The sequence below is a fragment of the Fontimonas sp. SYSU GA230001 genome, from assembly GCF_040066175.1.
GTDB lineage: Bacteria > Pseudomonadota > Gammaproteobacteria > Nevskiales > Nevskiaceae > Solimonas.
Window position 1 is genome coordinate 40,042 of record NZ_JBEAAM010000021.1, and the last position, 26,418, is coordinate 66,459.

Sequence of the window (26,418 nt, forward strand, 5' to 3'; positions counted from 1 at the left end):
TGCCGCGGAAAAGCGCCGTGCAAGACTCCGGCGCACTGCCCTTCCGGACACTGCGCATGTCGAACCGCACGATCGAATTCTTCTGGGACTCCGCCAGCCCCTACACCTATCTCGCCGCCACCCAGATCGAGGACTTTGCGCGCAAACACGACGCGACGGTGGTCTGGAAACCGTTCCTGCTCGGCAAGGCCTTCGAGGCCACCGGCAACAAGCCGCCGGCGCAGATCCCGGCCAAGGGCAAGTACCTGTTCCAGGACCTGCGCATGTGGGCGAGGCTGTACGGCGTGCCGTTCCGCTGGCCCAAGGTCTTTCCCGTCGCCAGCCTGACCTCGCTGCGCATCGCCTGCGCACTGCCGCCGGCGCAGGTTCCCGTCTGGGCCAAGGCGGTGATGGGCGCCTACTGGGGCCAGGAACAGGACATCGGCCAGCCCGAGGTGCTCAAGGCCGTGGCCGCGAACCTGGGCTGGAACGGTGACGAACTTCTCGCCAAAGCACAGGATCCCGCGATCAAGGACCTGCTCAAGGCCAACACCGACGAGGCGATCCGCCGCGGCGTGTTCGGCGCGCCGACCTTCTTCATCGGTGAGAAGATGTTCTGGGGCAACGACCGCTTCGAGCTGATGGCGGCGCTGCTGGACGGAAAGCTCGCGGCGTGAAACGCGCCGCCGCGCTGGCGCTGCTGCTCCTGGCCGCCTGCCAGGCTCCGGCACCACGGCCCGCGCCCACTTCGGAAGCGGCAGCGACCGACTGGGCCGGCGAATATGACCGACTGCGCGAGACCGGCACCGCGGTCTATCGCGTCGATCCGGCGGCGTCCGACATCCGCATCCACGTCTATCGCGGCGGACGTGCGGCAAAGCTGGGGCACAACCACGTGCTGTCCGCGCCGGATTTTGCCGGCTACGCCGCGATCGACGGCGAGGACCTGACTTCGGCGCGTTTCGAACTGCGCGTGCGCTTCGATGCGCTGAGCATCGACGATCCGGCGCTGCGGCAGGACACCGGCGGCGCCTTCGCCGGCGTGCGTTCCGAGTCCGACATCACGGGCACGCGCCGCAACATGCTCGGTCCGCGCGTGCTCGACGCCGACCATCATCCGGAGCTGCGCATCCGCTCGCTGCGCATCGAAGGCGACTGGCCGCTGCCGATCGCACGCGTCGCCATCGACTGGCACGGCGTCACGCGCGAACAGGACGTGCTGCTGCAGGTCGAACGCAACGACGCACAGCTGCGCGCGCGCGGCAGCCTGGTGCTGCGACAGACCGACTACGGCATCACGCCGTTCACAATCCTCGGTGGCGCGATCGCCGTGCAGGATGCGGTGGCCGTGCGCTTCGACCTGCAGGCGCGGCGCTGGCCTTCAGACTGACGGCCGCCGCAGATCCAGCGTGCAGGGGAAGTCCGGGTTCGGCCGCTCGGCGGCGACGCGGAACGGACCCGGCGTATGGCCGAGCGGCTCGAAGCGCGCGAGCCGCCGCGCCTCGGCCTCGAAGGCGTTGACCGGAAAGGTCTCGTAGTTGCGTCCGGCCGGGTGCGCGACATGGTAGGTGCAGCCGGCCAGCGCCCGTCCCGACCAGCGATCGTAGAGGTCGAACACCAGCGGCGTGTGCACGCCGATGGTCGGGTGCAGGCAGGCGGCGGGCTGCCAGGCGCGGTAGCGCACGCCGGCGACGTGCTCGCCTACCTGGCCGGTCGCGCGCAGCGGCAGCTCGCGGCCATTGCAGGTGACGCTGTGCCGGCCGGGCGTCAGGCCCGTGACCCTGACCTGCAGACGCTCGACCGAGGAATCGACATAGCGCGTCGTGCCGCCCGCGCCCGGCTCCTCGCCGAGCACCGGCCAGGGTTCGAGCGCGTGACGCAGCTCCAGTTCCATGCCCTGGAAGCGCAGCACGCCGTGGCAGGGGAAACGGAACTCGAAGTGCGGCGCGAACCACTGGCGCTCGAAGGCAAAGCCGGCGCGGGTCAACTCGTCGAGCACCTCGCACAGGTCCAGCCAGTTGTCGTAAGGCAGCATCCAGCGGTCGTGCAGCTGCGTGCCCCAGCGCACCAGCGGCCGCGCGTAGGGCTCGCGCCAGAACCAGCCGATCAGCGCGCGCACGAGCAGCTGCTGCACGAGGCTCATGCGCGCGTGCGGCGGCATCTCGAAGCCGCGCAGCTCGACCAGACCCAGGCGGCCGCTCGGCGAATCCGGCGAATACAGTTTGTCGATGCAGACTTCCGCGCGGTGCGTGTTGCCGGTGAGATCGGTCAGCAGGTTGCGCAGCACCCGATCGACGAGCCACGGCGCCACCGTCTCGCCTTGGTGGGGCAGCTGCGCCAGCGCGATCTCCAGCTCGTAGATCTGGCTGTCGCGCGCCTCGTCGATGCGCGGGTGCTGCGAGGTCGGGCCGATGAACAGGCCGGAGAAGAAGTACGACAACGACGGGTGGTTCTGCCAGTAGCGCAGCAGGCTGGCGAGCACGTCGGGCCGGCGCAGGAACGGCGAGTCCGCCGGCGTCGCGCCGCCGACGACGACGTGGTTGCCACCGCCGGTGCCGACGGCGCGGCCGTCGATCAGGAATTTCTCGGTGGACAGCCGCGACTGTCGTGCCGCCTCGTAGAGGCTCAGCGTGTTGTCGCGCAGCTCGGCCCAGGACCGCGCCGGCTGCACGTTGACTTCGATGACGCCCGGATCGGGCGTGATCTTGAGCAGTTCCAGGCGCGCGTCCGGCGGCGGTGAATAGCCCTCGACGCGCACCGGCAGCGCCGTCTCGGCGGCAACGTCCTCGATCGCCGCGACCAGGTCGATGAAGTCCTCGGTGCGCGCGACCGGCGGCAGGAACACGGTGATCCAGCCTTCGCGCGGCTCGACGGTCAGCGCAGTGCGCACGTTCTGGCCGTTGACGTAGCGGCCGCGGGGAGCGGGTCGGGCTGGCGGGGCGCCGATGCGCTGTTCACGCGCCGCCGGCGCCGCGCCGGCGCGCATCTGCAGGAACGGCTGCCGGCGCGGATCGAGCGGCGGCAGCTCGGACGGCAGGGACCAGGGATCGGCCGGGTAACTCGCCGGTACGCTCACGCCCGGCGTCCACGGCAGCGAGTCGATCGGCAGGCGCAGACCGATCGGCGAGTCGCCGGGAATCAGGAACAGCTTGTTCGTGCGCAGCAGCCAGCGCTCGGACATCCAGCGCGCCGCCGACTGCCAGCGCTGCACCGGCAGCACGTAACCGCGCGGCGTGCCCAACCCGCGCTCGAACACCTGCAGCAGGCGCGCGCGTTCCTCCGGATCCTTCAGGCGGTTGTCCTGCGGATCGAGATTCACCGGCAGCTTGCGCTCGCGCACCAGGTAATGCAGCGCGTCCTCGTAGGCCTCGCAGACGTTGCGGGGATCGACATCGAGCCGCTCGGCCAGCCCGAGCATGAACTGGTTGGCCTGCAACAGGGTCGCCGGCTGATTCGCGTCCGGCGTGCGCAGCGGCAGGCGCCACAGCGGCGCGCCGTCACGACGCCAATACAAGGTGTAGGCCCAGCGCGGCAGCGATTCGCCGGGATACCACTTGCCCTGGCCGTAGGTGAGCAGGCCCTGCGGCGCATGGCGCTCGCGCAGGCGTAGCGCCAGGTCCAGCGCGCGCTGCGCCTTGGTCGGCCCGACCGCCGCGGTGTTCCATTCCGCCGACTGCATGTCGTCGGCGGCGACGAAGGTCGGCTCGCCGCCCATGGTCAGACGCACGTCGTCCCGGGCGAGGCGCGCATCGACTTCGCCGCCGAGCCGGTCGATCGCCGCCCAGTCTTCCTCGCTGTACGGCAGCGTGACGCGCGGCGACTCGTGGATGCGCTGGATGCGCATCTCGTGGCTGAATTCGACCTCGCAGTCCTCGACGCTGCCGCTGATCGGCGCGGCGGACGCGGGATCGGGCGTCGCCGACAGCGGAATGTGTCCCTCGCCGGCAAACAGGCCGGAAGTCGGATCGAGACCGAGCCAGCCGGCGCCGGGCACATAGACCTCGGTCCAGGCGTGCAGATCGGTGAAATCCGCGACCGCGCCGACCGGACCCTCGAGCGGCTTCACGTCCGGCTTGAGCTGCAGCAGGTAGCCGGAGACGAAGCGCGCCGCCAGGCCCAGGTGCCGCAGGATCTGCACCAGCAGCCAGGCCGAATCGCGGCAGGAACCGGAAGCCAGCTCCAGCGTCTGCTCCGGCGACTGCACGCCGGGCTCCATGCGGATCAGGTAGCGGATCTCCTGCTGCAGACGGCGGTTCAGCTCGACCAGGAAGGCGACGGTCTGTTTGCGCTCGGCCGCAATCGTTGCGAGGAACTCCTGCAACAGCGGACCGGCCGGCAGCGGGCGCCGGTACGGCGCCAGGTCGGCGGCGAGCGCCGGCTCGTAGTCGAAGGGAAACTGCTGCGCGCCGTCCTCGATGAAGAAGTCGAAGGGATTGATCACGGTCAGGTCGGCGACCAGATCCACCGTGACCGAGAACTCCGTGACCTTGTCCGGAAAGACGACGCGCGCCTGCCAGTTGCCGAAGGGGTCCTGCTGCCAGTTGATGAAATGCGGATCGGGCGCGATGTGCAGTGCATAGCTGAGCACCGCGGTGCGCGTGTGCGGCGCCGGCCGCAGACGGATGATCTGCGGCGACAGCGACACGCGCCGGTCGTAGCGGTAGCGCGTCAGATGATGCAGGGCAGCGTGTATGGACATGGGCCACCGCCAGATGTGACGCTGCTTTGTCTGGCAAAAGGCTTGCCAGCGTGCGCACCCCTATACTGCGCGCCATGATCCAGCCCGCCCGCAGCCGTTCCGCCAGCCGCTCGGACTTCGTCCGCATCCGCGGCCTGCGCTACCACCTGCGCCGCTGGGGTGATCCCACCCGGCCGCTGCTGTTCCTCGGCCACGGCTGGCTCGACGTGTCGGCCACGTTCCAGGACCTGGTGCAGCCACTGCTCGACCACTGCCAGGTGCTCGCGCCGGACTGGCGCGGCTTCGGCCACACGCAGTGGCCGGCCGACGGCTACTGGTTCCAGGACTACGTCGCCGATCTCGACGCGCTGGTCGCGCACTACGCACCGGAGGGCGCCGTCTGGCTGGTCGGCCACAGCATGGGCGCACAGATCATGAGCCTGTATGCGGGCCTGCGGCCGGAGCGTGTCGGCAAGCTGGTCTGTCTCGACGGCCTGTTCCTGCCGGACATGCCCGCACAGCTCGCGCCGCGGCGCCTGCTGCGCTGGCTCGACACCTGGCCCGGAAAGAACCCGGAGCGCAGCTATCCATCCTTCGAGTTCCTGGCCGAACGCATCCGCGTGCAGCATCCGCAGCTGTCGTCCGCGCGCGCGCTGTTCATCGCGCGTTGCTGGGCGGCCGAGGACGGTCACGGCCGCATCCGCCTGCTCGCCGATCCCAAGCACCGGCTCGACATGCCCAGCCTGTACCGCGCCGCCGAATCCGAGGCGGTGTGGCAGAACGTGACGGCGCCGACCTTGTTCGTCGATGGCGGCCAGTCGCAGTTCGTCCACGCGATCCCGCCGGCGGAGACCGAGCGGCGCCGCGCCTGCTTCCGCGATCGTCGCGAGCTGCGCATCGCCGGCGCCGGCCACATGCTGCACTTCGATGCGCCCGAGGTGACCGGGCGCGCGATCGCCGGCTTTCTTGCACAACCCTGACCATGGACGACGCCTTGCCACTGGATTACCTGCAGATGACGGAGCCGTGGCAGTCCGCGGCCGGCGAGGGTCCGCTGCTGCGCGGACGCCGCAGTGACCGGGGATCGCGCATGATCCACTTTCTGCACGGCAACGGTTTCTGCGGCGGCGTCTACTGGCCGTTCCTGCGCGGCTTCGCCGGCGACTACGGCCTGTTCTGCCACGATCTCGAAGGTCACGGCGCCAGCGACGCGCCGGCACGCTACTCCGGCACCCGCGCGATCGTCCGCCGCGTGCCGCAGGTCATCGCCGAACAGTGCGGGGCACGGCCGCTGATCGGCATGGGCCACAGCTTCGGCGCCGCGGTGACGATGGCCGTCGCCGCCGATGCGCCGCGCCGCTTCGACGCGCTGGTGCTGCTCGATCCGATCTTCCTGCCGACGCCGCTGTGGCTCGGCTCCACGCTGTCCTACCGCGTCAACCGCAACCCGATGGCCCAAGGCGCGCTGCGCCGACGCGATCGCTGGCCCTCGCGCGATGCGGCGCTGGCGGCGCTGCGCAACCGCGGCATCTACCAGGGCTGGCGCGAGGACAGCCTGGCCAGCTTCATCGACCACGCGACGCGCACGGATGCGGACGGCAGCCGCGTGCTGTGCTGTCCGAAGACGCTCGAAGCAGCGATCTTCGGCAACCCGGTCTATCCCTGGCGTCGCCTGGCGCGCATCGACTGTCCGACACTTTTCCTGTACGGCGAGTCGAGCTATCCGTTCTTCAAGGTCGCGGCGGAGATGACACGGCGCATCAACCCGCGCATCGAGATCCACGGCATCGCGGGCGGACACTGCTTCATGCAGGAAGATCCCGAACGTGCGACCGCCGTGGTCCGCGACTTCCTGCGGCGGCGCGGCCTCTGAGGCGATCGACCGGCGCAAACGGAAACGCGTTGCGAGAATTTTCCTACGCCGTCCGCGCAGCCAGTCCAAATCGACATTTCATCGTGATATCGTCGCGCGCGCCGCGGCGCCCCGAGCACCGTGGATCCCCCCGCATACGAACACGAATGACGTCATGCAACGCCTGCTCCCCCCGCTGTATCGTCTCGCCGCCGCTTCCGTCCTGATCTGCAGCGCCTCCGCACAGGCGCTCGACCTGTCGCTGGATTCCGATGGCGACTGGTCCGCCATCCTCAACACCACGGTGGTCGGCGGCGCCGGCTGGCGCATGCAGGGCCGGCACTCGGACCTGGTCGGCAAGGCCAACCTCGATCCGACGGTGTGCTCGCACCAGTATCAGTCCTGCCAGGGTCTGTTCATGACGCAGACCTACCCGGGCGAGCGCATCCGCACCTCGCGCGGCCAGCCGTCGATGCGCGCCGACGACGGCAATCTCAACTACGACAAGCACGACCTGTTCTCCGGCCTGATCAAGGTCACGCAGGATCTGACGATCACGCACGGCGACTTCGGCCTGTTCGCGAAGTGGCTGTACTTCTACGACTTCGTCAACAACCGTTTCACCGAGTACCACCCGAATCGCATCACGGCCGACAACGTCGATGAGGTCGGCTTCCGCGGCGACCCGATCTCGAACCGCTACTACGACCAGACCTTCGGCCCCGGCGCTGTCGTGCGCAACCGGCGCAACGACGGCGAGGTGCTGCGCCAGGTCGGCACCGACCTGCAGCTGCTCGACGCCAATGTCTATGGCCGCCTGCCGCTGTTCGGCGAGAAGGAACTGAGCTTCAAGATCGGCCGGCAGACGGTGAACTGGGGCGAATCGACGCTGCTGGCGATCAACAGCCTCAACCAGGCCAACCCGGTCAACGCGAACAACCTCTACCGCGTCGGCTTCCAGGTCGAGGAAGTGTTCACGCCAGTCGGCATGGTGTTCCTCAGCGTCGAGCCCTTCACCAACGCGACGCTCGAGTTCTACTACCAGTACGAGTGGCAGCCGGTCGAAGCGCCGGCGCCGGGGAGCTATTTCGGCTTCGCCGACGTCGGCACCAACAATGCCGTGATGAATGCCAACCTGAGCTTCGGCGGCTCCGCGGAAGATCCCGACCGCGTCGGCTTCTTCCTCGACAACCCGCTGACGCTGATCACGCCGACCACCGCCACGGTGCTGCGCGTGCGCGACAACGAGGCCAGCGACCAGGGCCAGTTCGGCCTCGCGCTGAAGTACTACGCCGAGAACCTGAACAACGGCACCGAGTTCGGGTTCTATTTCATGAACTACCACTCGAAGCTGCCCTATGTCAGCTTCTATGCGACACAGGCCTCCTGCGCGCGCCGCGAAGGCAACAGCCTGGGCATCGACGCCAACAGCACGGTGACCTTCCTGCAGGCCTGCCCGAACCTGCCGGTCATCGCCATCGACAGCGCACGCAACCAGCTCACCGCCGATTCGATCGACCTGATCCTCGCGCGTCCGGCGGTGATCGGCGATCTGGGCATCACCGATCCGGCCGTCCTCGCCAACCCGCTCGCCGCGCTGGGCGTGCTGCAGGGCCTGCTGCTCGGCGGCGACCCGAACGCGCCGTTTTCGAACGCGGTGCCGCTCGACACCGGCATGATCCAGTTCGAGTACCCGGAGGACATCCAGCTGTTCGGTGTCAGTTTCAACACCACCGTCGGCGATTACTCGATCCAGGGCGAGGTCGCCTACCGGCCCAAGCAGCCGCTGCAGGTGGCGATCGCCGACCTGTCCTTCGCCGCCGCCGGCCCGACGCTGACGCGCTGCCACGATCCGGCCCTGAACTGCGCCGGCTCGTCCGCCGGCTCCGGCTTCTTCGAAGACGGCAGCCACAGCAGTCTGTCGAACGGCAACTACTACGGCTCGTCCGACTACAGCGGCTTCAACGACACGATCAACATCCTGCTCGGCCACGCGCCGGGCTCGGCGCGCTCGTTCCCGAACTTCATCATCCCGTATCGCGGCGGCGTGGTCGGCGAGAACGCCCCGACCGACATGAACCAGCCGCTGAACTCGAAGAATCCCGGCTACATCCGCGGCTGGGAGGAGTTCGAGACCTACCAGTTCAACTTCGGCTTCACGCGCGTCTATGGCGCCACGGACAACCCCTTTGGCGCCGACCAGATCCAGTTCGTCGGCGAGTTCGGCGCCGTCTGGATTCCGGGGCTGCCGCCGCTGGATCAGCTGCAGATCGAGGCGCCCGGCATCTTCACCAGTGCGACCGCCGGCGCCGATGGCACCGGCGCCGACGGCTCGCGCCAGGCCTGCTCGAATGTCGTCACCTGCATCGTCGGTCCCGACGGCCTGCGCTTCAATCCCACCCAGGCCGATCTCGACGCCTTCGTCGACAAGTTCTCGTGGGGCTATCGCCTGATCGCGATCGTCAAGTACGAGGGCATCTGGGGACCGATCAGCATGCAGCCGTTCATGATCTGGGCGCACGACGTCAACGGCACCGGTCCCGGCCCGGCGGAGAACTTCGTCGAGGGCCGCAAGCAGGCGCTGTTCAACCTCGAAACGCGCTATCGCAGCTCGCTGTCCTTGACCCTGGGTTACGGCTGGTTCTTCGGCGCCGGGCCGCACAACCTGTACCGCGACCGCGACTTTGCGCAGGCCTTCGTCAAGTATCAGTTCTGAGTCGGATGGCGCCGCTTCATATGGCGCCGCCGGGCTACGACCCGGCGGCGTTTCTTTTGCACGGAACACGCATAACGCGCGGCGCTGAAGCAATGCCTTGTCAGACAAATGCGGTGCTGCCACAAACCCGCGTCTGTTAATATCCCGGCCGTCGCCGCTGCACTCGGCAGGATGCCGTCCCGCATCGGCCCCATTCAAACCGCTCAATAAGGGGACGCACATGAAGTTTGCTTCCGTTTGCATTGCAGGCACGATCGCCGCGCTGAGCGCGGCCACCGCCCGCGCGCAGGACACGCAGCTCGTCGCGCCGAGCTATATCGGCATCCTTGGCGGCTACACGGTCGCGGATAGCGACCGCGGCAACGACCAGCTCGACTACGCCACCGGCATCCAGGTGCTGTTCGGCTCGTCCTTCGATGACAGCCGCTGGGGTTACGAGATCGGTTTCATCCTCGACAACTACGAAACCAAGAAGAACGCCGGCATCGACTTCTACCGGAACAGCCTCGGTGCGGATCTGACCTACACCTTCGGCGACCGCAACGCGGGCGCGCTGTACGCGCTCGGCGGCCTGGGCGCGGCGTACAACGACACGCTGCCCGATTCCGAGGACGGCTGGTCCTGGACCGGCAATGTCGGCATCGGTTACGTCACCGGCCCGCTGACCGAACGCGGCCGCATCCGTGCCCGCGGCGAGGCGCGCTACGTCTATGACGATTTCCAGGACGGCTACTGGGAGCCGCGCGTCAACCTGGGCATCGAAATCCCGCTGTTCCAGGAGCGCGGCGTCGCCGTGGCGACGGGCGAGACGGTCCGCATGGTCGAGGTCCCGACCGGCCTGCTGGACAGCGACGGCGACGGCGTGATCGATGCCAAGGACCAGTGCCCGAACACCCCGCCCGGCGATCGCGTGGACGGCAACGGCTGCACGCTGGCCAAGGTCATCGAGCTCAAAGGGGTGACCTTCGAGTTCGACAAGATCCGCCTGCGTCCGGACGCGCAGACCATCCTCGACTGGGCCACCGACATCCTGAAGAAGTATCCGGACATGCAGGTCGAGATCGCCGGCCACACCGACAGCATCGGCACCGACGAGTACAACCAGCGCCTGTCCGAAAACCGTGCGCAGGCGGTGAAGGAATACTTCATCGCCCACGGCGTGCCGGAGAGCCAGATGAGCGTCAAGGGCTATGGCGAATCCGAGCCGCGCGACACCAACGCCACCTTCGAAGGCCGCGAGCGCAACCGCCGCGTGGAGCTGCGGATTCTGAACTGATGTCGAGTAGCTTTGCAAAGACACCCCGTCAAGCGGGGTGTCTTTCGTTGACTTCGAAAGGCAGTTTTCCTACAGACCTGACAAAAGCTCGTTCTCTATGTAAGAAATAACCTTCTTTTTCTGTAGGCAAATGCTCGCATGCAAGAGAGGGGGCGGATTGGCAGAATATCAGCCTCCCGAGTTACATCGACTATCCATATGAATTCCAAGAACACTTTTCTGACGCTGTTCACGATCGTACTGCTCGCGCTGGGTCTCGCCGGCTGCCAGGCCGATGCCGACGGCTCCCTAAACGCCGGCCCCGGCGGCAACGGCACCGGGCAGGTCGATCCCGACGACGGGATCGACAACAACGGCAACCCGACTGGCTCGGGCGACAACACCGACACCGGCCTGCCCAACGACGGCTCGACCGGCGGCCTGGTGCTGGAAGGCAACACGCCGATCGCCGGCGACGGCAGCAACCCGCCGCGCAACTTCGTCTGCACCAAGACTGCGCAGATCTTCTTCGGCGCAAGCACGGAAGTCGGCGCCAACGGCCTCGTCGGCGGACCGCTGTCGGCACTGGTCAGCCTGCTCGGCGGTGCCAGTGTCGTCGATCTGCTCAACAGTGTGAAGGACAAGGATCTGGCGATCGATGGCGATCTCAAGACCGCAGCCGCGTTTACACAGACCGCCAGCCTGCTCGGTCTGGCACAGTCCGGACTGGTTGATGCGCTCGACCTCACGGTGAGCATGCCCAGCGGCGTGACCATCCCGGCCGGGCAGTACGCGGTCTTTGGCTTGTCCTTTCCGCCGGGCCTCCTGAACCTTGGGCTGCTGACAAACGTGCGCGTGACCACTTTCCTCAACAACACGCAGCAGGAAAACCCGGTGGAACTGGACGCGACGGCCATCGACCTGCTCGGACAGGGCGTCGTCGGTCCGGTCTATGCCTTCGTCGGCCGCAAGGTCACCAAACCCTACAACAAGGCGCGCATCTCGCTCGAAGGCGATCTGCTCGCGGTCGATCTCGGCGATGCCATGTTCGTCCACGAATTGTGCACCGCCGGCACATTGGTTGTTCCCAAGCAATAAGCGCTTGTTTGAAGCAAGAGCACCCCGCAGACGCGGGGTGTTTTTATGTGCCTCTCTTGAAATTGGGGTGGGGACTATATCCCCATGCCTCCCCCAACCCCCGCGTTCTGTAGTAGACGGCTTTGGAATCCGGGGTTCAGTAACGGCCCTCGCAGCGGCCTGGCGCCTCTGGGGCGGTCGCGTGATTCCGTTCTTCGCCTTCCCGCCACGAGGTGCGGTGGATCATCTACACCACCACGCCATACACCCATCGAGTATGCATTCGCGGCTGCGCAAGCTCATCACGAGATACGACCGTTCGTCCCCCGATTTCGACCGTTCACTTTCGGTAGCAGCTGTCCTACACGATCGCTTCGTAGATTGGCGTTCCCTGTCAGCAACCCCCTTGGAGCCGTAAATGTTGAAAAAATCATTGATCGCAGGCGCACTCGGCAGCCTGGTGTTCCTTTCCGCCTGTAGCAGCGGCCGTTCCGACGAGGCGAACTCGGTCACCCAGCGCGGTGACGGCCGGGTCAGCGCGCAGAGTGTTTCCGGGCCGCTCGACCCGGTGCAAGGCCAGCTCAGCGACGGCGTGTTCATCCCGCTCGCCGCGGCCCTGTCCGGCACGCCGCTCGAAGGCGTGGTGCTGTGCGCCGATCAGCTCGTCGCCAACGACGTCCTCGACATCGCCGACGGCGTGCTCGCGCAATTGCAGGCAGCGGCGAGCGGTGGCGGCGCGCAGCCGGATCCGGCGGCGGTCGCGGCCTCGCTGCAGTCGCTGGTGGTCGATCTGACCGGCCTGCTCAGCGCACTGGGCGGCACGGGTGATGGCTGTCTGACCCGCTCGCTGACGCTCGCGCAGATCAGCGCCGGCGGCAATCCGCTGGCCGGCACGCCGCTGGAGCCGCTGGGCACGGCGCTCGCGCCGGTGCTGGCGCAGGTCGCCGGCGCGCTCGACGCCACCGAAGGCTCCGGCGAGGATCTGCAGCTGACGACCGTCGCAGCGCTGTATTCGCAGATCAACACCGCACTGCAGTCGGGCCTGAGCCAGATCCCGGCACCAGCGCGCAGCGCGCCGGTGGTCGGCGGCATCCTGACCACGCTGTCAACCGCGTTCACCGACACCAACCGCCTGCTCGGCGCCACGCTGGCGTACAACGCCAGCGGCACGCAGATGGAACTGGGCAACACCTTGTACAACACGCTGGTCAACGTGACGACGCAGGTGGTTCCGGTGGCTTTCATCGAGCAGCAGGCCGGCCAGCCGGGGCTGATCAGCAGCCAGCTCCGGGCCGCCGCGGCACAGTTCTCCGCCGCGCTGGCGTCGGCGCTGGGCCAGGTCACGACGCCGGTGCTGTCGGACGTGCTCGCAGGCGCGGCCGAACCGGTGCTCGACCCGATCGAGAACCAGGTGCTGCCGGCCATCCTCGGCCCGATCATCGACGCGCTCGCCTCCGGCGGCGTCGGCAGTGGTGGCAGCCCGCTGTCCGGCACGCCGCTGGACGCGGTCGTCGGCACGCTGATCACGACGCTGACCGGCCTGCTCGGCGGCGGTGGGCTCGGCGGCCTGCCGCTCGGCGGCAGCTGCCCGCTCGCCAGCGTGCCGCTGCTCTCGGTGCTCTGCGGCCTGACCGGCGGCTGAGCCGAAGCGCATCAACCCGCAAGAAGTCCCGCTGCGATTCGGGCCACCCAACGGTGGCCCGTTTCTTTTCCGGCCGCATTCCGGCGCACAATGCCGCCGCTCGTCTGGAGCGCGGAAAGCATGAACAAGAAACGGGCACTGCTTCTGTGCGTGATTGCCGCCGCGATCGTCGGCTACTTCGCCTTCGACCTGGGGCGGTTCCTGTCGCTGGAGTACCTGCAGTCCCGGCGCGGCGCGATTCTCGCCTACCGCGATGCACACCCGCTGCTGCTGAGCCTGGGCTACTTCGTCGTCTATGTGACCGTCACCGCGCTGTCGCTGCCCGGTGCGACGGTGATGACGCTGGCCGGTGGCGCCATTTTCGGCCTGCCGTGGGGCCTCGTGCTCGTGTCCTTCGCCTCGACCCTCGGCGCGACGCTGGCGATGCTCGCCGCCCGTTTCGTTGCACGCGACGCGATCCAGGCGCGCTACGCCGACACGCTGCGGGCGATCGATGCGGGTATCGACCGCGATGGCGCGTTCTATCTGTTCACGCTGCGGCTGGTGCCGCTGTTTCCGTTCTTCCTGATCAACCTGCTGATGGGCCTGACGCGCATCCGCGTCTGGACCTTCTACTGGGTGTCACAGCTGGGCATGCTCGCCGGCACGCTGGTGTACGTGAATGCCGGCACGCAGCTGGCGCAGCTGAGCTCGCTCAAGGGCATCCTCGCGCCGGGCCTGATCGGCGCCTTCGTGCTGCTCGGGCTCTTTCCGCTGATCGCGCGCAAGCTCACCGACACGCTGCGCGCACGCAAGGTCTATGCGCCGTACACGCGGCCCAGGCGGTTCGACCGCAACCTGATCGTCATCGGTGCCGGTGCCGCGGGTCTGGTCACCGCCTACATCGCCGCCGCGGTCAAGGCCAGGGTCACGCTGGTCGAGAAGCACCGCATGGGCGGCGACTGCCTCAACACCGGCTGCGTGCCATCGAAGGCGCTGATCCGCTCCGCCAGGCTCGCCCGCGATCTCGACCGCGCGGCCGAATTCGGCTTCGAGGAGGTCAGCGGCCGCGTCAACTTCGCCAAGGTGATGGAACGCGTGCACAGGGTCGTCAAGGACATCGAGCCGCACGACTCGGTCGAGCGCTATACCGGCCTGGGCGTCGAGTGCATCCGTGGGGAAGCGAGGCTGATCGATCCCTGGACCGTCGAAGTCAACGGCCGGAGGCTCAGCGCGCGCGACATCGTCATCGCCGCCGGCGCCGAACCCCTCGTGCCTGCGATCCCCGGCCTTGCAGAAACCGGCTTCCTGACCTCCGACACGCTCTGGGAATTGCGTGAGCTGCCGCGCCGCCTGGTCGTGCTCGGCGGTGGACCGATCGGCTGCGAGCTGGCGCAGGCCTTCGCGCGCCTGGGCAGCCAGGTCACGCAGGTCGAGATGCTGCCGAGGCTCTTGGTGCGCGAGGACCCGGAGATCGCGGATGCAGTGCGCGCACGCTTCGAATCCGAAGGCATCCGTGTCTGCGTCGAAACCAGGGCAGTGTCGGTCGCGGTCGATCACGGCGAGAAATGTCTGGTCTGCGACCAGCGAGGGCGCGAGCTGCGCATCCCCTTCGACCAGATCCTCGTCGCGGTCGGCCGCGTGGCGCGCCTCAAGGGCTATGGCCTCGAAACCCTGGGCGTGAAGACCGGCCGTACCGTCGAGGTCAACGAATTCCTGCAGACCAATTTCCCGAACATCTGGGCCTGCGGCGACGTCGCCGGCGCCTACCAGTTCACGCACACCGCGGCGCACATGGCCTGGTACGCCGCGGTCAACAGCCTGTTCGGCCCGCTGCTGGCGCTGCGCGGCGGCAGGTTCCGCTTCGACGACTCGGTGATCCCGTGGGCGACCTTCACCGACCCCGAGGTCGCACGCGTGGGCCTCAACGAGACCGACGCGCGGGCGCAGAATATCCCCTACGAAGTCGTCACCTATCCGCTCAGCGAACTCGACCGCGCGATCACCGACGGCGAGGCACAGGGCTTCGTCAAGCTGCTGACCGTGCCCGGCAAGGACCGCATCCTCGGCGTGACCATCCTGGGCGAGCACGCCGGCGACCTGATCGCCGAGTACGTGCTGGCGATGCGCCACGGCATCGGCCTCAACAAGATCCTCGGCACGATCCACATCTACCCGACGCTCGCCGAAGCCAACAAGTACGCCGCCGGCCTGTGGAAGCAGGCGCACAAGCCGGAGCGCCTGCTGCGCTGGGTCGAGAAATACCATGCCTGGCGGCGTGGATGACCACGCCCGGCCGTCACCGAACCTTCAAGCGCCTGTCACACGCCGCTCACGCCCGCGCGCCATCCTGCGCGCCATGAAACAGGCGCACCGACTCGCACCGGATGCCGGCGGACGCAAAGTCTCCCGGCGCCGTCCCAGGGACGCGGGCAAGACGCACTACCGGACGATCTGGATCTCCGACGTGCACCTGGGCACGGCCGGCTGCAAGGCCGAGCACCTGGTGGACTTCCTCAAGCAGCACACCTGTGATCGCCTCTATCTGGTCGGCGACATCATCGATGGCTGGAAGCTGCGCTCCGGCTGGTACTGGCCGCAGGAACACACCAACGTCGTGCGCAAGGTGCTGACCAAGGCCAAGCGCGAAACCGAGGTGATCTACGTCACCGGCAATCACGACGAGTTCCTGCGCAAGTTCGTCGATTACCGGCTCGAACTCGGCAACATCCGCCTGGTCAACGAGGCGGTGCATACGACCGCCGACGGCCGCCGCCTGCTGGTGACGCATGGCGACTTCTTCGACGTGATCACCCGCTACCACAGGTGGATCGCGCTCGCCGGCGATGCGCTGTACGAAGGCACGATGCGCTTCAGCCTGCTGTTCAACCGCATCCGGGCCCGCTTCGGACTGGGCTACTGGTCGCTGTCGGCCTTCGCCAAGCAGCACGTCAAGACCGCGGTGAACATCGTCTCGACCTTCGAGGACTCGCTGGCGCGCGAATGCCGGCGCCGCAAGTTCGACGGCGTGGTCTGCGGCCACATCCATCACGCCGAGGCGCGCGACATCGGCGGCGTCATGTACTACAACTGCGGCGACTGGGTCGAATCCTGCACCGCGTTGACCGAGGATATGAACGGCCGCCTGCAGATCGTGCGCTGGGTGCAGCTCGACCACCTCAACCAGACCTCGCCCAAGGTCACACCGCTGGCGAAGGTACGGGCGGTGGCTTCGGCGTAGCGCGCTCCTTACGCCCAGGTCTCGGTAAAGGGGTCCGCGACCCGCCACAGATACCAGCTCGCGACGGACCGGTACGGCGCCCACGGCCTGACGATCTGCAGCGTGCGGCGGTCGGACAGCGCACGACCCTTGCCGTAGAGCAGGCTGACGCCGCGACGCAGGCCGACGTCGTCCATCGCGAAGATGTCGAGCCGGTGCAAGGCGAAGATCAGGAACATCTCCGCGGTCCAGCGGCCGATGCCGGGCAGCGCGTCCAGCACTTCGATGGCGGCCTCGTCATCCATGCGCCGGAGCCGCGTGAAGTCGAGTGCGCCGGCGCTGTGCGCGGCGCCCAGGTGCTGCAGCCATTTCGCCTTGCTCCGCGACAGCCCGCAGGCGCGCAGCGCATCGAGATCCGCACCGGCCAGCCGCGCATCGACGATCCTGCCCTTTGCGCCGAAGGCGGCGGCCACGCGCGCCTGGATCGCGTCCGCCGCACGGCTGGAGATCTGCTGGCTGATGATCGACGCGCACAGCACCTGGAAGGGTTCGCGCCTGCGCGCCGCCAGGGTGCAGGGTCCATGACGGGCGATCACCGCTCCGATGACCGGATCGATCTGCGAAAGGTGCTGTTCCGCAGCGCGCAGCTGCTCGTGAATACTCATCGGGATGAGCGTGATCGTGCATTGATAGTCGGGACCACGGATGGTCCCGGCTTGCGCAGGATGCGCATACAATGCCACAAACCTCGACCGCTGCCGGACCGTGCTGTTCACCTTCTTCTTCACGTTGCGCGCCGCCGGGCTGAAACCGTCCTTGAGCGAATTTCTGATGCTGCTGGAGGCCCTGTCCCGGCACGTCGCGATCTTCTCGCTCGAAGACTTCTACCACCTGTCGCGCTCGGCGCTGGTCAAGGACGAGACGCAGTTCGACCGCTTCGACCGCGCCTTTGCCGCCTACTTCAAGGGCGTCGAGGCCGTCACCGGCGAACTGTTCGGGGAGATCCCCGAGGAGTGGCTGCGCAAGATGACCGATCGTCACTTCACCGACGAGGAGAAGGCGAAGATCCAAGCGCTCGGCGGGCTCGACAAACTCATGGAAACACTCAGGCAGCGCCTCGAAGAACAGAAGGAGCGCCACCAGGGCGGCAGCAAGTGGATCGGCACCGGCGGCACCTCGCCGTTCGGACACGGCGGCTACAACCCGGAAGGCATCCGCATCGGCGGGCCCGGCGGACAGAAGTCCGCGGTCAAGGTCTGGGAGAAGCGCGAATACCGCAATCTCGACGACAGCATCGAACTGGGCACGCGCAACATCAAGCTGGCGCTGCGCCGGTTGCGCCGCTTCGCGCGCGAAGGCGCCCCGGACGTGCTCGATCTCGACGACACCATCAGCTCCACCGCCCGCAACGCCGGCTATCTCGACATCAAGATGGTTCCCGAGCGCCACAACGCGGTGAAGGTGTTGCTGTTCCTCGACGTCGGCGGCTCGATGGACCCGCACGTGCGCGTCTGCGAGGAACTGTTCTCGGCCTGCAAGACCGAGTTCAAGCATCTCGAGTATTTCTACTTCCACAATTTCCTGTACGAAGCGGTGTGGAAGGACAATGCGCGCCGGCATTCCGAGAAGATCCCGGTATTCGACATCCTTCACAAGTACACGCCGGACTACAAGGTGATCTTCGTCGGCGACGCAACGATGAGCCCCTACGAGATCGTGCATCCCGGCGGCAGCGTCGAGCACTGGAACGAGGAGGCCGGCGCGGTCTGGTTCAAGCGCGTGATGGACGTCTATCCGCGCCTGGTCTGGCTCAATCCGGAACCCGAGTCGCACTGGGAGTACACGCCGTCGATCCAGGTCACCAACGAGCTGCTCGGCAAGGAACGCATGTTCTCGCTGACGCTCAAAGGGCTCGAACAGGCGATGCGCCGTCTGACACACTGATTCATCACCGCCCGCTACGGGCAATCACAGCTGGGGGATTTGCACATGACTGGAATGATGGCCTTGCTCGGCTTCGCCGCGTGGACGCTCGCACTGGTGGCGCTGGCCGTGACCTGGCGTGTCGCCGAGGTGCTGCGCGGCAGGCCGGCGAACAGCTGGACGCGCGGTGCCGCCGCCGAGGTGCCGGGCTTCGTCAAGCGCGCCGAACACGCACACCTGAACTGCCTCGAAAACCTGCCGATCTTCGCGGTGATCGTTCTGGTGGCGCCAGCGATCGGCAAGAGTCCGGTCGTCGATGCAGTCGCGGCCTGGGTGCTGTACGCGCGCATCGGCCAGAGCGTCACCCACCTGATCGGCACCTCGCACTGGCTGGTGCTGATCCGCGCCACCTTCTACTCGATCCAGGTCGCGCTGTTCGCCTATCTGCTGTGGAGCCTCGCGGCTTGAAACCCTCGACGCGCAGGAGGCTCAAGCGCTGGTCGGCGCTCGCCGCCGGCGCCGTCGTGCTGTTCGTGCTGCTGAGCAACCGCTGGGTGATCAACAGCACCGACGCCTACGTGTTCCGCAACTGGGCGCTGCTGCCGGACAACGAGGTCGGCGTCGTACTCGGCACGAGCAAGTATCTCGAAAGCGGTAGGCCCAGTCCGGAATTCCGCGGCCGCATCGCTGCGGCCGCGGAGCTGTACCGGAACGGCAAAGTTCGGCACCTGATCGTCAGCGGCGCGAATCCGGACTCGACCTACAACGAGCCGCGCAAGATGTACCAGGAACTGGTCCAGGCCGGCGTTCCGGAAAAGGCCATCACGATGGACTTCGCCGGCTACCGCACCTTCGACTCGATCGTCCGCGCCGACGCGGTATTCGGACTGGACCGCTTCACCATCGTGACGCAGAAGTACCACAGCTATCGCGCGGTGTTCATCGGCCGCAAGCTCGGGCTCAAGGTCGTCGCCTACGTCGCGCCCGCCACCTCGGACGGCGACCAGGGACTGCGTCATCCCCCCCGCGAGGTGTTCGCGCGCGCGATGGCGGTGCTCGACCTGTTCCTGCTGCGCACGACACCCCGCTTCCTCGGCGACCCGCAACCGATCCGGCTCGCCCCCGGCGCCGAGGCGACCTGAGCACCCGGCGGGATCAACGAGAAGGGCCAGCATCGCTGGCCCTTCTCCATGACGCGACGGCGCTGCTCAGAAGGAATACTTCACGACCAGGTCGATGAAGTCGCGGTCCGACAGCAGGTTGTAGCGGCCGGCGCCGAAGTAGCGCGTGTAGGCCGTCTCGACCGACCACTGCTGGAAGTAGAACGCCGCGACGCTGGCCTGGATCTGCATGCGCTCCTGGATGAAGTTGGAGATCGGCAGGGGCGTCACGCCCTTGACGTCGTGGTCGAAGCGCAGCGCCGGCTCGATGCGGAAGCGGCCGAGGATGTTGTTGTACTGCGCGCGCGCCAGCGCCTTGTAACCCCACGAGAATGCCGTCGCGTAGCCCTCGGTCTGCTGCGGCACGCCCTGCCCGAAGACCGGCAGCGTCGCAGCCGACACCAGCGCCGCCACCGACGCGTCGCCGGGCGTATAGGTCGCCGGGCCGTCGTAGCGCAACTCGCTCTCCGGCGGCAGGTCGTGCACGTACACGCCGGCGATCTCGCTGACCACGGTCAGCTGATCCCAGCGCAGCCAGCTCGAAGGCCCGAAGATGTAGGTCAGGCCCAGATCGGCCTGGCTGACGTCGTGCCGGCGCCAGCCCTGGATGTACTTGCCGCCCAGCGCCGAGCCGAAGGCGGGCGCCGGCGGTGGCGTCAGCTGACTCGGCAGACCGACGCCGGCCAGCAGCACCTCGACATCGTCGATCTGCAGCGGCTGATCGACCTTGTAGCTGTACTCGCCCTGCAGCGACAGATCGCCGACGACCGTGTTGAACGACAGGCCGTAGAGCTGGATGTCCTCGGGGTATTCGACGAAGTAGGTACCCGTACTCGCCGGCGCCGCGAAGCTCGCCTTGGACGTGCCGCTGACCACCGGCAGGCGGCTGTGGTAGTTCATCGCGTACAGCGACAGGTCCATGTCGTTGAGCGCCGGGATCAGCATGCTCAGACGTCCGCCGTACTGGCCGTCGTTGCCCGGCTCGCGGTCCGGCGCGCGCGGGATCGTGGATCCGGGGTAGTTCTCCGGCGGCAGGCCGAAGGTGATGTTGGCGCGGCGTCCGCCGATGCCGGCGAAGTCGTTGGTGGACCAGTACGTGCCGGCGGCGTCGATCTCGGTCTTCTGCCATTCGAGCTGGTAGAACAGTTCGATCGACACGCCGTCCATCACGCCGGCGGACACCCAGGCCATCGCCACCGGGCGCAGCAGCTCCTCGATCTCGAAACCGGGGACGCGCTGCTGGTTCTGGTCGAAGGTCAACAGGCTGTTGATGCCGTGCAGGACGAAGGTGGACTCACCCCAGTTGATGACCTGGCGCCCGATCTTGAACGCGAACTGCCGCCCAGCCGCGTCGAAGGCACCGAAGACGTAGGCATCGAGCAGATCGGCATCGTTGCCGATCCGGTCCTGGACCTCGCTGCGGCGTGCGCGCAGCACGGAGATCGGCACTTCCGAGGGACAGGGCAAGGTGTTGGAGGGCGCCGGAAGTGTGGGACACACTCCGGGCCGCAGGCCGACACCGATGTCCGGACCTCCCTCCGGCGGCGTGTAGTAGTTGTTCTCGTCGAAGAAGCCGAAGTTGTAAACGCGCTCGTTGAACAGGTAGCTGCCGCGCACGAACACACCGAAGCCGCCCTTCTCCATCGTCAGATCGGACGTGATCTTGAACGCTCCGGCGACGATGTCGCCCTTGTCGAAACCCAGGTTGCCGTCGTCGCCGTTGGTCGAATTGGCAGTACCGCCGTTGCCGATGCCGACGAACTTGTCGTCGCGCGATTCGAGGCGCCATGCGGCACCGGCGGACAGCTTGTTGTCGAGGCGGATGCCGATGCCTGCCATTTCGGTGCCGATGGCGCCGGCCGTGCCGCTGACCGCGGCCAGAGCCGCGGCGGTCAGTGCGATGAGATTCTTGTTCATTGTCCCGTCTCTCCTCATTCGCCGCAGGTGCCGATCGGCAGCTGGGTGCCGTTGCTGGCCAGGAAGGCCGCCGCCTGCCGCTGCATCTCGCAGGTCACCAGCGGGTTGGCCGCCGGACTCAGGATCGAGCCGTGATCACCCTGGTTGAAGCGCACGACCGCGTCGATGCCATTGGCATCGACGATCGTCTGCGCGGCGACCGGCACGTCGAAGCCTTCGAACTGGCCTGGCCCGGGCAGGAAGCCCAGCCCCATCACGCGTGCGAGCGGATCGGTGCCGGAGAGATAGCCGGAGATCGGGATCGTGTCGATCGCCGTGCAGTTCGCGTCCCCGGCCACGGTGCAGTTGGGCACGACCGCGTCGCCGCGCACCTCGAACATCAGGACCGCTCGGCTGGCGGTGGCCGCACCGGCGTAGTTGACCGGGTCGGCGTCGTCGATGACGGTCTGCGCGAAGCGCAGGAAGGTTTCGTAGGTGTCGTTGCCCTCGCGGATGCTGCCGCCACTGGCCGCCGCGAGCCCCGCGGCGATGCGCGGTCCGAAGGCTGCCGAGCCGTCGAGCAGCCGCGCGATGCCGCCGCCCGGCATCGCCAGCACCGCCGCGCTCGATCCCGGCTGCACGCCCAGGAAGGTGCTGGTGACGATGCCGCCCAGCGAGTGGCCCACGTAGCGCACGCCGGCACCGCGGAACTGCGATCCGTTCGGCTGCAGGTTGCCGCCGAGGATGGTGGCGCCGCCGACCGAGGCGGTCAGCGTGATCAGGTCGGCCTCGGCCTGGCGCACGTTGTCGCGGCTGGTCAGCAGGCTGGACAGATTGATGAAGTGCGTGCCCGACGGATCGGCGACGCCGTCGGCCGGCGGCGCGCCGGTCGCGTTGTCCACGAGGTCGAGATCGAAGGTGCGCTCGGTCGGGCGCAGCGGCGCGGGGAAACCGTCCGTCGCCGCGCGCAGTGCGTTGTCCGGCGGCAGGCCGTGCAGCGGCAGGTCGATGGCGACCACCGCGAAGCCCGCCGCGGCGAGCGCCGGCGCGATCGCCAGCATCTGCGAACGGTTGCCGGTGATGCCGTGCTGGAAGATCACGACCGGCCAGCCGTCATTGGGCTGGGTACGGCCGCTGTTGGCATTGGGGATCGTCGCGATCACCGGCACGCGCTGCGCGGCACGCGGACGCGGCTGCGGGAAGCAGCGCGTGGTGCTGACGCTCGGCTGCAGCGCACCGCAGGGCGCACCGGCCGGTGCATTGCCCTCCGAGACCACTTCGGGATCGGCGCGCCAGAAGCTGTTCAGCGGATTGTCCGGCGCCCCACCGATGAGGAAGTCCTCGTTGCCGTCCTCGGCGGTCGGCGTCGCATCGGCGAGGTAGTACGGCAGCTGGATGCTGCCGACGTACACGTCCGCGACCGGCGGCAGCTGCGGGATCACGTCCTGCGTGGTCAGTCCGGTCGCTACGAGCGTCAGCGCGCTCGGCTGCACGTTGGCCTGCAGGCGCTTCAGCGTCGTGGAAATGCCCTGGGTCGTGAACGGCCAGGCGATCACCAGGTTGTCCGCGCCGAAGTCGATCTCCACCCCGGTCTGCTGCGACAGCGCGCCGCCGATCTGCGCGAGCACCGGCAGGATGCGCGTCTGGTAGAGCTGGCGGATGCCCTCCAAGGACTCCTGGCGTGCCGGCGTCAGCAGCGCCAGCGTCGGTTGCCACGGCAGGCTGCGATCGACCAGCTGCGCGTTCACCGAACGGTCGGACAGCACCGCGCTGAACAGGTCGGCCGGCTCGGCGGCGATGCCCTCGTCCGAACGCAGCGCGCGCGTGACGACGACCAGATAGGTCGTCGCCGGATCGAGCGGCTTGAGCGGCTCGATCAGCAGCCGCGAACGCAGGTCGCTCAGCGGCCGTTGCGTCACCGGATCGATCGCGGTCGAGAACTGCACGCGGTAGTCGATTCCCGGCGTGAGCAGCGGGTTCTGTCCGAGCGCTGCCGCGCGCGTGTTGATGATCCACAGTGCGCGCTGGTTCAGCGGCGCGGCGTTGGCCGAGGCCAGATCGACGCGGCCGATCAGGTCCGTGAAGATCGAAGCCACCGTCGAGAAGCCGTCGAGCTGGTTCGCCGCGGTGACGAAGGGCGCGTTCGACGGATTGGGAATGTTGAGCGTGCCGTCGGTCGTGCCGGTGAACAAGCCGTCGTTGGGGAACGGGATCACCGCGCTGGCGGCCACCGGGTCGAACAGGGAAATCAGCTTGCTCGGCGATTCCGCGAGCCCACCGTCGCCGTTGTCGGCCTTGCCGCAGGCCGACAAGACAAGCGCCAGCACGAGCACCGGCGCCAATCTGAGTACCGTCATCACGCCTCTCCTCTTTTCGCGCAGAAGGCCGGAGCCCCCCGCTTATTCGGATCCTCCCCGTCGAGACGCTGCCCGGGGACCTGATCGCCGAGTATCTCGCCAATCGGCGGCCATGCGTATCAGTGTTTGCCGCGATCGGCGGGCGCAGCACTACCGTTCATCGGATTGCGGCGGCGCAGCATCAGCCGGCGCGGAACCCGGGCTCGGATTCGAGCACGGCCGCCAGACGCGCGCGCCAGCCATCGCCGGCGACCAGCAGCGACAGCGGCATACGCCGGCGCGCGACGTCGTCGAGACTCGCGGCCATCTCGGCACGCACCGCGTGGACGGCTTCGGCGAGCACGAAGGGTGCCTGCGTGTCGATGCGCGCGGCCAGCGCGGGCCGCTCGCGGATCAGCGCGAGAATCGCCGCGATGCCGGTGCCGTGCCGCATCGACAGCCAGCGCGCCGCCTCCTGATCGACGCCGGCCGCGGCGAGCTGGCCGATCGCCTGCGACTGCCAGTGCTCGAACTCGCCGTCCGGTGCGCCCGGCAGGCGCCGCTCGTGGGTCACCGACCGCGCCGGCCGGCGGCCGAGCACGCGGCAGACCGTGTCCACGATCTCGGTGCTGTCGCTGCGCGAGGTCGTGTACTTGCCGCCGACGTGCATCACCAGACCGGGCCGCGGCTGCAGCACCTCGAACTCGCGCGTGACCGCCGACAGCGACTCGGACTGCTCGGCCTGCAGCATGCGCACGCCGGCGAAGCGGCCGACCACGTCGCTCTCGGTCCAGCCCAGGCCCGGCAGGCCGCGGCGCACACCGGCCAGCAGGTAGCGCGTCTCCTCGTCGGTGGGCACACCCTCGGATGGATGCTTCACCTCCTGCTCGGTGGTGCCGACCAGCGTGCGCCCGTACCACGGAATCACGAAGAACACGCGGCCGTCGTCCGCGGTCAGCAGGAAGGCTTCGTTGCAGCCGGCGATCGCCGGCAGGATCAGATGCGTGCCCTTGATCAGCTTGACCCTGGGCGCCCGCTCGCCGAGCAGGAACGGCGCCCAGGGACCGGCGGCGTTGACGACGACTCCGGCCTTCACCTCGAAAGTCTCACCCGTGTGCAGGTCCTTGAGGCGCGCGCCGGCGACACGGCCGCCGTCCTCGACCAGGGCTTCGGCAGCGACGCGGTTGGCGCAGACGGCGCCGCTGGCCTGCGCGGATGCGGCGACGACCAGCGTCATGCGCGCATCGTCCTCCTGGCAGTCACCGTAACGGAAGCCGCCGAGCAGGCGCTCAGGATCGACGAAGGGATAGCGCGCCAGCAGCTCGCGTGCACGATGATGCTTGTGGCGCGGCACCGGGTGACTGCCGATCGCCAGCAGGTCGTACAGCGTCAGGCCGGCCGAGACCATCAGCGGATGCGCGCGCGGTCCCTTCCACATCGGCAGCACGAAGTTGAGCGGGCGCACCAGGTGCGGCGCGATGCGGTACAGCGTGCGCCGCTCCTTGAGCGCATGGCGCACCAGCGCGAACTCGTAATGCTCCAGATAGCGCAGGCCGCCATGGATCAGCTTGCTCGACGCCGAGGACGTCCCGGCGCCCCAGTCGCTCTTCTCGACCAGCGCGACCGACAGGCCGCGGCTGGCGGCGTCATAGGCGGTCCACGCACCGTAGATGCCGCCGCCGATGACCAGCACGTCGAAGCGGCCATCGCGCAGGGCGGAGACGTTGCGGACAAACGGGAAGGCGTTCACAGGTGCAGTTTCCGGTTTCGTGCCCCCGGTTTCCAGTCACGGCGCCGGCTTCATTCTGGCAACCGGCCACCCGCCACTGGAAACTATTTGTACACCGTCTCGATGTCGAAGTGCCCCTTCGGCTGGCGGTGCAGCGCGACGAACGCCCCGGCGATGCGGCTCGGATCGAAGCGCGTGCCGTGCTGCACGAAGCCGTGTACGGTCACCGTCGCCACGTGCACGCCATGTGCGCCCAGCTCCTGGGCCAGCGTGTAGGTCAGCGAGCGCAGCGCCGCCTTGTCCATCGACAGCGAGGCATAGTCCGCAGACGGTTCGTAGGCGAAGCCGCCGCCGGTGAACAGGATCGTCCCCTGCCGGCGCGCGACCATCGCCGGCGCCACCGCACGCGCCGCCAGCAGCGCGCCGACGACGTTGATGCGGAAGTCGCTGATCAGCTGATCGGCGCTGACCTGCAGCGGGCGCCCGCGCTCGTGGGTGGCGACGTTGTAAACCAGCGCGTCGCAGTCGCCGAAATCGGCATGCGCGGCGTCGAGTCCGCAGATCAGCGCATCGGCATCGCCGGCGTCCGCGGCGTAGGCGCGCGCCTGGCGTCCGGTCTTCAGGCGGATCTCGTCACAGGAACCGGACAGCCGCTCCGGCCGCCGCGCCAGCAGCGCGATGTCGTGACCCTCGCGCGCGAAGGCCAGCGCGACCGCCTGGCCGATGCCGGGCCCGGCACCGACGATCACGCAGCACGGTGCGCGGCCAGACTTCGACGCCGGTGCGGCGGGATGGCTCATCGGACTCCTGATTCTCGACGTGCGCGCTGGAGCGGCGATGCGGGGATTCTACTGCGCCTGCTCCACCGCCGCGGCGCGCAGTCCTTTCCAATCCAGAGATGAGCCTGAAGGGTGGGTCTGAGTGAGGGGCTGTCAGGCGGCGGGACGCTGGGCTTTGCTGATGGAAAGGAACAACT

General features: G+C 67.9%; 19 protein-coding genes. 13 read left to right on the forward strand and 6 right to left on the reverse strand.

Annotated elements, in window-relative coordinates; all coding sequences use genetic code 11:
- Positions 1-17: 17 nt before the first annotated feature.
- The gene (locus tag AAG565_RS11710) at positions 18-656 is read left to right on the forward strand and encodes a 2-hydroxychromene-2-carboxylate isomerase (RefSeq protein ID WP_348819778.1); all 639 of its coding nucleotides are present in this window, start codon (positions 18-20) and stop codon (positions 654-656) included.
- Positions 653-1,369, forward strand: a complete 717-nt coding sequence (locus tag AAG565_RS11715; RefSeq protein ID WP_348819779.1) for a YceI family protein — start codon at positions 653-655, stop codon at positions 1,367-1,369. The genes AAG565_RS11710 and AAG565_RS11715 overlap by 4 nt, the downstream gene beginning before the upstream one ends.
- On the opposite strand, the gene AAG565_RS11720 is transcribed toward AAG565_RS11715, so the two are convergent.
- Positions 1,361-4,678, reverse strand: a complete 3,318-nt coding sequence (locus AAG565_RS11720; protein WP_348819780.1) for a transglutaminase family protein — start codon at positions 4,676-4,678, stop codon at positions 1,361-1,363. The two genes, AAG565_RS11715 and AAG565_RS11720, sit on opposite strands and share 9 nt — an antisense overlap.
- 74 nt (positions 4,679-4,752) lie before the next feature.
- Between AAG565_RS11720 and AAG565_RS11725 the strand changes: the two genes are divergently transcribed.
- The 8 genes from AAG565_RS11725 to AAG565_RS11760 all read left to right on the forward strand — a co-directional run bounded on the left by AAG565_RS11725 (position 4,753) and on the right by AAG565_RS11760 (position 16,419).
- Entirely contained in the window at positions 4,753-5,637 is an 885-nt protein-coding gene (locus AAG565_RS11725) for an alpha/beta hydrolase (RefSeq protein WP_348819781.1), read from the forward strand.
- 2 nt (positions 5,638-5,639) lie between these two features.
- On the forward strand, positions 5,640-6,530 hold the full coding sequence (locus tag AAG565_RS11730) for an alpha/beta hydrolase (RefSeq protein WP_348819782.1): 891 nt from the start codon (positions 5,640-5,642) through the stop codon (positions 6,528-6,530).
- A gap of 154 nt (positions 6,531-6,684) precedes the next feature.
- Positions 6,685-9,225: a DUF1302 family protein gene (locus AAG565_RS11735; protein WP_348819783.1), complete on the forward strand. Its 2,541-nt coding sequence runs from the start codon at positions 6,685-6,687 to the stop codon at positions 9,223-9,225.
- 220 nt (positions 9,226-9,445) lie between these two features.
- Positions 9,446-10,501, forward strand: a complete 1,056-nt coding sequence (locus AAG565_RS11740; protein ID WP_348819784.1) for an OmpA family protein — start codon at positions 9,446-9,448, stop codon at positions 10,499-10,501.
- 198 nt (positions 10,502-10,699) lie between these two features.
- Positions 10,700-11,578, forward strand: a complete 879-nt coding sequence (locus AAG565_RS11745) for a hypothetical protein (protein ID WP_348819785.1) — start codon at positions 10,700-10,702, stop codon at positions 11,576-11,578.
- Positions 11,579-11,978: 400 nt separating this feature from the next.
- Positions 11,979-13,199 carry a hypothetical protein gene (locus AAG565_RS11750; RefSeq protein ID WP_348819786.1) on the forward strand — a complete coding sequence of 407 codons (1,221 nt, stop codon included), beginning with the start codon at positions 11,979-11,981 and terminating at the stop codon, positions 13,197-13,199.
- A gap of 120 nt (positions 13,200-13,319) precedes the next feature.
- On the forward strand, positions 13,320-15,464 hold the full coding sequence (locus AAG565_RS11755; protein ID WP_348819787.1) for an FAD-dependent oxidoreductase: 2,145 nt from the start codon (positions 13,320-13,322) through the stop codon (positions 15,462-15,464).
- A 73-nt stretch (positions 15,465-15,537) separates the two neighbouring features.
- A complete protein-coding gene (locus AAG565_RS11760) occupies positions 15,538-16,419 on the forward strand; it encodes a UDP-2,3-diacylglucosamine diphosphatase (RefSeq protein ID WP_348819788.1) in 882 nt (293 codons plus the stop codon).
- 8 nt (positions 16,420-16,427) lie between these two features.
- Here AAG565_RS11760 and AAG565_RS11765 read toward each other — a convergent pair whose 3' ends face one another.
- The gene (locus tag AAG565_RS11765) at positions 16,428-17,063 is read right to left on the reverse strand and encodes a DNA-3-methyladenine glycosylase 2 family protein (protein WP_348819789.1); all 636 of its coding nucleotides are present in this window, start codon (positions 17,061-17,063) and stop codon (positions 16,428-16,430) included.
- A 100-nt stretch (positions 17,064-17,163) separates the two neighbouring features.
- Between AAG565_RS11765 and AAG565_RS11770 the strand changes: the two genes are divergently transcribed.
- Genes AAG565_RS11770 through AAG565_RS11780 form a run of 3 tightly spaced genes read left to right on the forward strand, consistent with a single transcriptional unit; the run spans position 17,164 to position 19,463 of the window.
- Positions 17,164-18,342, forward strand: a complete 1,179-nt coding sequence (locus tag AAG565_RS11770) for a VWA domain-containing protein (RefSeq protein ID WP_348819790.1) — start codon at positions 17,164-17,166, stop codon at positions 18,340-18,342.
- Positions 18,343-18,387: 45 nt separating this feature from the next.
- Entirely contained in the window at positions 18,388-18,789 is a 402-nt protein-coding gene (locus AAG565_RS11775; RefSeq protein ID WP_348819791.1) for an MAPEG family protein, read from the forward strand.
- Positions 18,786-19,463: an ElyC/SanA/YdcF family protein gene (locus AAG565_RS11780; RefSeq protein WP_348819792.1), complete on the forward strand. Its 678-nt coding sequence runs from the start codon at positions 18,786-18,788 to the stop codon at positions 19,461-19,463. Before AAG565_RS11775 ends, AAG565_RS11780 begins: the two co-directional genes overlap by 4 nt.
- 66 nt (positions 19,464-19,529) lie before the next feature.
- Here the strand turns inward: AAG565_RS11780 and AAG565_RS11785 are convergent, their stop codons facing one another.
- The 4 genes from AAG565_RS11785 to AAG565_RS11800 all read right to left on the reverse strand — a co-directional run bounded on the left by AAG565_RS11785 (position 19,530) and on the right by AAG565_RS11800 (position 26,242).
- Complete coding sequence (locus tag AAG565_RS11785) at positions 19,530-21,398, reverse strand: DUF1302 domain-containing protein (protein ID WP_348819793.1); 1,869 nt, start codon at positions 21,396-21,398, stop codon at positions 19,530-19,532.
- Between the two features lie 14 nt (positions 21,399-21,412).
- The gene (locus AAG565_RS11790) at positions 21,413-23,734 is read right to left on the reverse strand and encodes a hypothetical protein (RefSeq protein ID WP_348819794.1); all 2,322 of its coding nucleotides are present in this window, start codon (positions 23,732-23,734) and stop codon (positions 21,413-21,415) included.
- A 181-nt stretch (positions 23,735-23,915) separates the two neighbouring features.
- A complete protein-coding gene (locus tag AAG565_RS11795; protein WP_348819795.1) occupies positions 23,916-25,463 on the reverse strand; it encodes a glycerol-3-phosphate dehydrogenase/oxidase in 1,548 nt (515 codons plus the stop codon).
- Between the two features lie 83 nt (positions 25,464-25,546).
- Positions 25,547-26,242: an SDR family NAD(P)-dependent oxidoreductase gene (locus AAG565_RS11800; RefSeq protein WP_348819796.1), complete on the reverse strand. Its 696-nt coding sequence runs from the start codon at positions 26,240-26,242 to the stop codon at positions 25,547-25,549.
- Positions 26,243-26,418: the final 176 nt, after the last annotated feature.

What these genes read in the sequence shown, in the direction of transcription:
- AAG565_RS11720 (WP_348819780.1), bottom strand. Translation starts at nt 4,678, where the DNA reads ATGTCCATACACGCTGCCCTGCATCATCTGACGCGCTACCGCTACGAC.
- AAG565_RS11725 (WP_348819781.1), top strand. Translation starts at nt 4,753, where the DNA reads ATGATCCAGCCCGCCCGCAGCCGTTCCGCCAGCCGCTCGGACTTCGTC.
- AAG565_RS11730 (WP_348819782.1), top strand. Translation starts at nt 5,640, where the DNA reads ATGGACGACGCCTTGCCACTGGATTACCTGCAGATGACGGAGCCGTGG.
- AAG565_RS11735 (WP_348819783.1), top strand. Translation starts at nt 6,685, where the DNA reads ATGCAACGCCTGCTCCCCCCGCTGTATCGTCTCGCCGCCGCTTCCGTC.
- AAG565_RS11740 (WP_348819784.1), top strand. Translation starts at nt 9,446, where the DNA reads ATGAAGTTTGCTTCCGTTTGCATTGCAGGCACGATCGCCGCGCTGAGC.
- AAG565_RS11745 (WP_348819785.1), top strand. Translation starts at nt 10,700, where the DNA reads ATGAATTCCAAGAACACTTTTCTGACGCTGTTCACGATCGTACTGCTC.
- AAG565_RS11755 (WP_348819787.1), top strand. Translation starts at nt 13,320, where the DNA reads ATGAACAAGAAACGGGCACTGCTTCTGTGCGTGATTGCCGCCGCGATC.
- AAG565_RS11760 (WP_348819788.1), top strand. Translation starts at nt 15,538, where the DNA reads ATGAAACAGGCGCACCGACTCGCACCGGATGCCGGCGGACGCAAAGTC.
- AAG565_RS11765 (WP_348819789.1), bottom strand. Translation starts at nt 17,063, where the DNA reads ATGAGTATTCACGAGCAGCTGCGCGCTGCGGAACAGCACCTTTCGCAG.
- AAG565_RS11775 (WP_348819791.1), top strand. Translation starts at nt 18,388, where the DNA reads ATGACTGGAATGATGGCCTTGCTCGGCTTCGCCGCGTGGACGCTCGCA.
- AAG565_RS11785 (WP_348819793.1), bottom strand. Translation starts at nt 21,398, where the DNA reads ATGAACAAGAATCTCATCGCACTGACCGCCGCGGCTCTGGCCGCGGTC.
- AAG565_RS11790 (WP_348819794.1), bottom strand. Translation starts at nt 23,734, where the DNA reads ATGACGGTACTCAGATTGGCGCCGGTGCTCGTGCTGGCGCTTGTCTTG.
- AAG565_RS11800 (WP_348819796.1), bottom strand. Translation starts at nt 26,242, where the DNA reads ATGAGCCATCCCGCCGCACCGGCGTCGAAGTCTGGCCGCGCACCGTGC.